Source organism: Sphingobium jiangsuense, assembly GCF_014196495.1.
In the GTDB taxonomy this organism is placed as follows: Bacteria; Pseudomonadota; Alphaproteobacteria; order Sphingomonadales; family Sphingomonadaceae; genus Sphingobium; species Sphingobium jiangsuense.
Genome location: NZ_JACIDT010000004.1, coordinates 336,130 through 343,713, shown reverse-complemented (window position 1 = coordinate 343,713; position 7,584 = coordinate 336,130). Strand labels below are relative to the sequence as shown.

General features: G+C 67.9%; 9 protein-coding genes. 1 reads left to right on the top strand and 8 read right to left on the bottom strand.

The window, feature by feature from the left end:
* The 4 genes from GGR43_RS08295 to GGR43_RS08280 all read right to left on the bottom strand — a co-directional run.
* On the bottom strand, positions 1 to 425 hold a 425-nt coding region (locus GGR43_RS08295; RefSeq protein WP_188071488.1), incomplete at its 3' end, for an electron transfer flavoprotein subunit beta/FixA family protein.
* A gap of 97 nt (positions 426 to 522) precedes the next feature.
* Positions 523 to 1,176: a glutathione S-transferase family protein gene (locus GGR43_RS08290; RefSeq protein ID WP_188071487.1), complete on the bottom strand. Its 654-nt coding sequence runs from the start codon at positions 1,174 to 1,176 to the stop codon at positions 523 to 525.
* On the bottom strand, positions 1,173 to 2,075 hold the full coding sequence (locus GGR43_RS08285) for an SDR family NAD(P)-dependent oxidoreductase (RefSeq protein WP_188071486.1): 903 nt from the start codon (positions 2,073 to 2,075) through the stop codon (positions 1,173 to 1,175). The genes GGR43_RS08290 and GGR43_RS08285 overlap by 4 nt, the downstream gene beginning before the upstream one ends.
* Before the next feature lie 7 nt (positions 2,076 to 2,082).
* Positions 2,083 to 3,258, bottom strand: a complete 1,176-nt coding sequence (locus GGR43_RS08280; protein ID WP_188071485.1) for a DUF1214 domain-containing protein — start codon at positions 3,256 to 3,258, stop codon at positions 2,083 to 2,085.
* A gap of 173 nt (positions 3,259 to 3,431) precedes the next feature.
* On the opposite strand from GGR43_RS08280, the gene GGR43_RS08275 reads away from it, so the two are divergent.
* Complete coding sequence (locus GGR43_RS08275; protein WP_188071484.1) at positions 3,432 to 4,334, top strand: LysR family transcriptional regulator; 903 nt, start codon at positions 3,432 to 3,434, stop codon at positions 4,332 to 4,334.
* Between the two features lie 25 nt (positions 4,335 to 4,359).
* Here the strand turns inward: GGR43_RS08275 and GGR43_RS08270 are convergent, their stop codons facing one another.
* The 4 genes from GGR43_RS08270 to GGR43_RS08255 are packed head-to-tail and all read right to left on the bottom strand — an operon-like array spanning position 4,360 to position 7,531.
* Positions 4,360 to 5,211 carry a TauD/TfdA dioxygenase family protein gene (locus tag GGR43_RS08270; protein ID WP_188071483.1) on the bottom strand — a complete coding sequence of 284 codons (852 nt, stop codon included), beginning with the start codon at positions 5,209 to 5,211 and terminating at the stop codon, positions 4,360 to 4,362.
* 24 nt (positions 5,212 to 5,235) lie between these two features.
* Positions 5,236 to 6,399, bottom strand: coding sequence for a thiolase (locus tag GGR43_RS08265; RefSeq protein ID WP_188071482.1), 1,164 nt, complete (start codon positions 6,397 to 6,399; stop codon positions 5,236 to 5,238).
* Positions 6,396 to 6,764 carry a Zn-ribbon domain-containing OB-fold protein gene (locus GGR43_RS08260; RefSeq protein WP_246343424.1) on the bottom strand — a complete coding sequence of 123 codons (369 nt, stop codon included), beginning with the start codon at positions 6,762 to 6,764 and terminating at the stop codon, positions 6,396 to 6,398. Before GGR43_RS08260 ends, GGR43_RS08265 begins: the two co-directional genes overlap by 4 nt.
* Positions 6,761 to 7,531, bottom strand: a complete 771-nt coding sequence (locus GGR43_RS08255) for an enoyl-CoA hydratase/isomerase family protein (protein ID WP_188071481.1) — start codon at positions 7,529 to 7,531, stop codon at positions 6,761 to 6,763. The genes GGR43_RS08260 and GGR43_RS08255 overlap by 4 nt, the downstream gene beginning before the upstream one ends.
* Positions 7,532 to 7,584 lie beyond the last annotated feature (53 nt).

Genomic DNA, 7,584 nt, shown 5'->3' with positions numbered 1-7,584 from the left:
AACGTGCCCTGCGCCCAGCCCAAGAGCGCCGCCAGCATCTGCCCGGTCTGGTTGCTGTCGTCGTCGATCGCCTGCTTGCCCAATATCACGAGGCCGGGCTGTTCCTCCCCGGCCACCTTCGACAAGAGCTTCGCCACGCCCAGCGGCTCCACCTCGGCCTCGGTCTCAATGAGGATCGCCCGGTCCGCCCCCATCGCCAGCGCCGTGCGCAGCGTCTCCTGCGCCTTCGCCACCCCGATCGACACCACCACAACCTCGGTCGCCACCCCCTTCTCCTTCAGACGGATCGCCTCCTCCACCGCAATCTCGTCGAACGGGTTCATGCTCATCTTCACGTTCGAAAGATCAACTCCACTCCCATCCGACCTGACCCGCGGCTTCACATTGTAATCAATCACTCGCTTTATCGGCACGACTATTTTCATGGTCATACTCCCTCGACATCGGCGTTCTGCTAACCGACCATCGGGTGAAAGCAAGAGGCATGCGCGCCCATCACATTGTCGATGATTGGCCTTTGCCTCAGCCTGCGGCCTCGCGCCACCGGCGCAGCGCGTCGGCCGTCTCGTCCCAGATCGCGCCCATATCCGCATGCGCCCGCGCCTTTTCGCGATAGCCCGCGAGGCGCGGATAGTCGGCGACGATATCGCCCAACCCGAAAATCCCGGCGGTCACGTCGCACAGCAGCAGGCTGGGCAGCAGGATGCAGTCCGCCTTGCCGGGGGCATCGCCCACGGCGAAGGGGCCGTCCGCGACGAAATGGTCGGTCAGCGCGAGACCGTTGCGCCACTGGAGGATTTCCGCCTCGCATCGCGCCGGGTCGCGGGTGGCGGGGTCCATCTGCCCGAACAGGCGGAACAGCGCCGGTGTGGCGTAGAGTTCGAAGGCGCGGACGATCAGGCCCATCCGCACGCGCCGGGCGGGGTCGGCGGGGATCAGCGGCGGGTCCGGGAAGCGCTGTTCCAGATAATCGATGATGACTTCCGATTCCGGCACGGTCAGCCCGTCGCCCGTCACCAGCACCGGCAGCTTGCCGATCGGGTTGATCGCCAGATAGTCCGGCGAGCGGGTGCTGCCGCCCGGCGGCGGGAGCATTTCATAGTCCAGCCCCTTCAGCCGCAGCGCGAGCCGCACCCGCGCGGCGAAGGGGGACAGCGCCAACGCATAGAGCTTCATCCGGCTTCTCCGTCGCGATACATATGGCGGAGCGTGCCCGCGAGCGGCGTGGGCACGAAGCCGTCGCCGAAGGGCCACTCCAGGAAACCGGCGGCCGCCATGGTGCCGCCGTCGACATGCAGCGTCGTGCCGGACACGAAGGCCGACAGGTCCGACGCCAGGAACAGCACCGCATCCGCCAGCGCCTCGACCGGGGGCGGCTCGCCGCGTGGTATGTACATCTCCATGCCTTTCGACCGGACGGCGGGGTGCAGCCGCGCGAAGCCTTCGGCGAATTCGGGCGGCATCGCCAGCATATTGCCCCGCGACGGGGTGGTGTCGGGCGCGATGCAGTTGACGCGGATCCTGTCCTTGCCCAGCTCCACCGCCATGGAGCGGCTGAAGTTGGCGGTCGCCGCCTTTGCGCCCGCATAGACGGCAAAGCCCGCCGCGCCGCGATGGGCCTCTATCGTCGTGAAATTGACGATGCTGCCCCCGTCGCCCGACCGGCGGATCAGCGGCACGGCGCGCTGCACCGACTGCACGACATAGCCATAGTTGCGCGCGATATCGCGGCGAATGTCGTCGCGGCCCGCCTGATCGAGCCGCTGCCGTTTCGTCCCGCCCGCGACGTTGACGAGGATGTCGAGCCTCGGAAACTCCGCTTCGATCGCGTCGTAGAAACCGTCGAGCGCGGCTTCGTCGGTGGCGTCCAGCGTCATGGCCATGACCGCGCGGCCCATTTGCCGGGCGGCGGCGCCTGTCGCGGCCAGCGCCTCCCCGTCGATATCGCACAGCGCGAGGTCCACGCCCGCCCGCGCCAGCGCGAGAGCGATCCCCGCCCCGATGCCGCCCCCGCCGCCGACCACCGCCGCCACCTTGCCGCCCAGAGCGGCGCGCTCGTCCAGAAAGCCGCTCATCCTCGCTTCACCATTTGCGGCGCAGCTGGGAACCGATGCGGCGGCGGCGCAGCGCCTCTTCCCGCTCCGCCGGGTCGATGCGCGCGGCGCTTTCGGGCAGGTGCCGGTCCAGCTCCGCGAACTTCACCCTGGTGACGGCGGGCAGCGGGTGGCTGGAGCAGCGATACCAGCGGCCGATCAGCATGCCGTAGAGATTGCCCCCGGTGTCGAGCCAGTTGGCGACGCCCGGATCGCGATGGGCCAGCACCGCGCGGAACTTGCCGTCGTCGTCCACCGCCGCCTGCAGGCCGTTGAGGCTGGATTGGCGATAGACATAGTCCACCTGGTTCCAGAGCGCGTCGATCACCTGCACGTTCCAATAGGGGCGCACGTCCGGCAGATCGCTTTCGATGACCAGCGCCTCGTCCTCCGCCAGATCGAACACCATTTCCCAATAGGCTTGCGGCCAGTCCCTGCCGTTGCCCAGCTCCTGAAAGCTGTTGAGGTTGAAGCGGTTGACGAAGCCGCGCTCCGCGCAGCGCCCGACCGCGCCGATCGCGATGCCGGACAGGTTGCGCACATAGCCGCCGAACAGATGCGTCAGCTTCGCGTCGATTGCCTCCGCCGTCAGCGGCGGGCGCACCGGCGGCGCGTCGAGCCGCTCTATCGCGACGCGCACGTCCCGCTCCCGCCCCCAGTCATAGGAGAATTGACGGACGAGGATGAAGTCTGTTTCCGGCTGCAGCGGCAGCCAGTCGCCCGCATGGCCCTCCGGCCGCTCGGCCGAGAAGATCACCTCGAACCGCCCGTCTTCGTCCAGCGTCAGATCGTCCATGTCGTAATTGCCCAGCCCCTTGCCGGGCGCCGGGTCCATGCCGATGATGCGGCTGCCCAGCGCGAAGCCCGCGACCGGCGCATTGCCCCTTTCCCCGCTGACGCGATAGGTGCCGCGCCAGTCGACCGGGGCGTAATAATAGACGGCGTCGGGATTGGGCTGGGCAAGAAAGACGGAATTTTCGAACGGCGCGAATTCGGGATGGTCCGGCGTCGACTGGAAATGCAGGAAATAGCCCTGCGAGAGGTTCATCGCGAACTGCTTGAACAGCTGCGCCCGGATCCTGTCGTCTTTGGGGCCGCCCACCCGATCGAGCAGCGCCTCGGCGCCCTTGAGCAGGTCGGCATAGTCCGGCCAATCCTTCCGCATAGCTTTTCTCCCGCGAATTTCCGCTATCTTGCGGCCGGAAAATGCCGATGGCCAGCGGCGGCGGCGGGCGGGCGCAACAGATCGCATTCTTGATAGGCCGGGCGCGGGCTTGCCCCGGACGGGGGAGGAACGGCATCCTGCGCGAAGGATCATGGATGGCGGGAAGGATGCACATGGACCGCATGACCGCGCTGGAAGTCTTCGTCGCCGTGGCCGAAACCGGCTCCTTCACCCGCGCGGCGGTGCGGATGCGGATTTCCACCGCGATGGCGACGCTCCATATCCGCAGGCTGGAGGAGCATATGGGCGTCGGCCTGTTCAACCGCACGACCCGCCGGGTGGACCTGACCGAGGACGGGCGGCAGTTCCTCGACCATGCGCGCGGCGTGCTGGACGCCTTCGCCACGGCGGAGCGGGCGATGCGGCCCGGCGCGGGGCTGAGCGGCCGGGTGCGGCTGGATGCGCCCGCGTCGATGGGCCATGCGTTCATCGTCCCGGCGCTGGCCGATTTCCACCGGCTTCATCCCAATATCACGCTGGACCTCAGCCTGGGCGACCGGGGCACCTTCTTCCGCATCGACGGCTTCGACATCGTGCTGCGCGCAGGGGAGGTGCCGGCGTCGGGCTGGCGGACCATCCCGCTGGGGATGACGCGCCTGATATTCCTCGCCGCGCCCGCCTATATCGAGCGCCACGGCCTGCCCGCCGACCCGGACGGGCTGAAGCATCATCGCTGCATCTTGTACGCCAGCACCGAGACGCCCGGCGGCAATCCCTGGACGCTGATCCATCATGGGCGCAGGATGAAGCTGCGCCCGCCCGCAGCCTTCACCTTCAACGATGGCGCGGCGATCATGACGGCGACGCGCGCGGGCCTCGGCATCGCGCAGAATCTGGAGATGCTGGCGCGCGACGACCTGCAATCGGGCAGGCTGGTGCAGGTGATGCCGGAATTCGGCGTGGCGGAGCTTGCCGTCGTGCTGATGAGCGCGCAGGAGCGCATGGCGCTGCCCCATGTGCGCGCCGTACTGGATTTTCTTTCCAGCCGCATCGACTGGGCACTGGACCGGCGATGACGTGGCGGGTTTGGGCGCGGCCGGATCAGGCGGCGGCTTCGCACAGGGCGGGAATTCCCTTGGTGCTGATGCGGTAGAGCAGGCGCCGCTTGCCCGGCTCGTCCGAATAGTCGATGGGCGTCGCGCTGTGCAGCACCTGGAAATTGTCCCACAGGAAGATGTCGCCCACCCCGACCTTGTAGCTGGTGACGAACTCCGGCCGCGTCACATGCGCGCGCAGTTGCGCGACAAGCTCGCGCCCCTCGTCGCGGTCCATCCCCTCGAAGCCGAAGAGCGTGCCGGAGGGGAAGAGTGCCCTGCGGCCGGTCACCGGATGGCGCATCACCAGCGGATGCTTCCTGATGCCGTTGGCGGCGGTGCTTTCCGGGTTGAACGGGATTTTCTCGCCCGGCAGCGGGGGCGATCCGCCGAGGCAATGCAGGCCGGTCAAGCCGTCGAGCCGCGCCTTCATCGCCTCGTCCAGCGCGTCATAGGCCTGCACCGTGCTGGCGATCAGCGTTTCGCCGCCCTGCTCCGGCGCCTCGACGCCATAGAGCATGGTGACGCTGGCGGGCACTTCCTCATAGCTGCTGTCCGAATGCCAGTGCATCGCCCCGTCGCGATAGCGTTCCGGCGTGGCGGCGGCATTGGCGATGCGGATCATCTCCGGGTGATCGTCGCGCCGGTGGCTGTCGATGAAGAAATTGAGCGGCGTGCCCCAATGCCGCCCGAAGGCGACATAGAGATCGTTGCTGAGCGACTGGCCGGGAATCGCCAGTATCTGATGTTCGTGCAACGCGGCGATCAACGCGCGCATCGTCGCCTCGCTCTGGTCCGCCGCCAGATCCACATCCTCCGCGACGGCGCCGAACGGGCCGTCCATGGGCCTGATTATCATGATCGCTCTCCGAACTGGTTCATATTATCCGGCTGCCTGCGCGCTTCCCAGCACGACGGTGGCCTCGCTGGACAGCACGCCGCCATTGCCGTGCGCGATCGCGAGATGGGCGTCCGCTATCTGCCGCTCGCCCGCCGCGCCGCGCAATTGCCGCACCGCCTCGACCAGCAGGAACAGGCCGTACATGCCCGGATGCACGCAGGAGAGGCCCCCGCCATTGGTGTTGACCGCCAGCCCGCCGCCGGGCGCGATATGGCCGCCCGACACGAAGCGCCCGCCTTCCCCCTTGGGGCAGAAGCCCAGATCCTCCAGAAACAGGATCGGCGTGATGGTGAAGGCGTCGTAGAGCATCACCACGTCGATATCCGCGGGGACGAGGCCCGCCTGCGCGAAGGCCTGCGGGCCGGAGATCGCCGCGCCGGTCACCGTCAGGTCCGGCATGGAGCTGATCTCGCGGTGGGTGACGGCATGGGCGGCGCCCAGCACGGGGATGGGCGCTTTCGCGCAATCCCGCGCCCGGTCGGCGCGCACCATCACTATGGCGGCCGCGCCGTCGTTGAACAGGCAGCAATCGCGCACCGTCAGCGGGTCCGACACCATGCGCGCGCCCAGCACTTCGTCGACGGTCAGCGGATCGCGCACCGCCGCTTCGGGGTTGAGCCGCGCCCATTGACGGGCGGCGACGGCGACCTCGGCCAGCTGCTCGCGCGTGGTGCCGTAGAGATGCATGTGACGGCTCGCCGCCAGCGCATAGGAGGAGATCGGCGCGAGCGGGCGATAGGGCGCTTCCCACGGGCTTTGCCGGGTCATGCCGACGCCCGGCGGCGGGTTGCTCGCCGGGTTGGAGCCATAGGCGATCAGCGCGCAGTCGATCAGCCCCGCATCCAGCGCCAGCGCCGCCTGCTGCACATAGACCTCGAACGCCGAGCCGCCGGTGCGGTTGCAGTCGGTGATCTCCGGGGTCAGCCCCAGATATTCGGCCAGTTCCATACCCCCCAGCGCCTCATAGGGGGCGGAGGTATAGAGGGCGTCGACCTCCGACAGCGAAATGCCCGCGTCGGCCAGCGCCAGCAGCGCGGCCTTCGCCGCCATGTCCACCGCCGAGATGCCGGGGCATTTGCCGATGCCGAAGGTCGCCGCCCCGACGATGGCGGCGCGGCCGCGCGGAAATCCGTGGGTCATGGTCATGCGGGCACAAAGACGAGCAAAGGCGTGTCCCCTTCTTCGATGATACGGGCGCGGACCTTGAGACCGATCGCCACCCGATCGGCGGGAAGGCCGTCGACCCGGCTCATCAGCCGCGGCCCCTCGGCCAGATCGACCAGCACGACATTGTAATTGTCCGCCGGGTCCTTCTTGCGCACGACGGTGACGGCATGGACGACGCCCTCGCCCGACGCCTCGACCCATTCGAGATCCTCCGCGCCGGTACCGGGTTCCGCCACGCGCGGGTAAAAGACATGGCCGCCGGTCGAGCGGCTGCGCTGGATCATGAAGCGTCCCCCGGCAAGGTGGGCGCGCCATTCGGCCTCTGGCTGGAGCATCGCGGTCATTCCCCCCGGAATTCCGGTTTCCGCTTTTCGCGAAACGCGCGGAGGCCCTCCTCATGGTCCTCGGTGCGGCTGGCAATGGGCTGCATCGTCGCCTCCATGTCGAGATATTGCTCGAAGCTGGCGTTCCAGGCGAGGTCGAACTGGCGCTTGGCCAGCCCCATGGCGACGGTCGGCCCGGCGGCGAAGCTGGCGGCCAGTTCCATCGCCCGGTCCATCAGCGCGCCGTCGGCGACCTTCTCATAGGCGATGCCCATCTCCACCGCCTCTTCGGCGCGAATGATGCGGCCCGAATAGACCAGTTCCTTCGCCTTCTGCACGCCGATCAACTGGCGCAGATGCCAGACGAGGCCGCCATCGGGGGCGAGCGCGATGTTGCGGAAGATCGCGGCGAATTTCGCCTTCTCCCCCGCCAGCACGATGTCGCAGGCGAGCGCATAGGAAAAACCGACGCCCACGCACACGCCCGGCACCGCCGCGATCGTGGGTTTCTTCAGTGCGTAAATGGCCCTCGCGATGCGGTTGAGCGTATGCATCCGGTCCATCGATCCGGTGACGCCGCCCCGGCCCATGCCGCCCACATCCATGCCGGAACAGAAATCGCCGCCCGCGCCGGTCAGGATGACGGCGCGCACTTCATGATCCAGCGCGATATCCTCGAACGCGCCGTAAAGCTGGCCGCGCATCTCTTGCGTGATCGCGTTCTTGGTCTGGGGACGATCCAGCGTCACGATGGCGACCGGCCCCTGCTTGTCGACGGTGATGGTCATGATGGCTCCTTGCCGCAAACTGCTCCCCTCTGCTTTGTTGGGCGGCGGGGCGA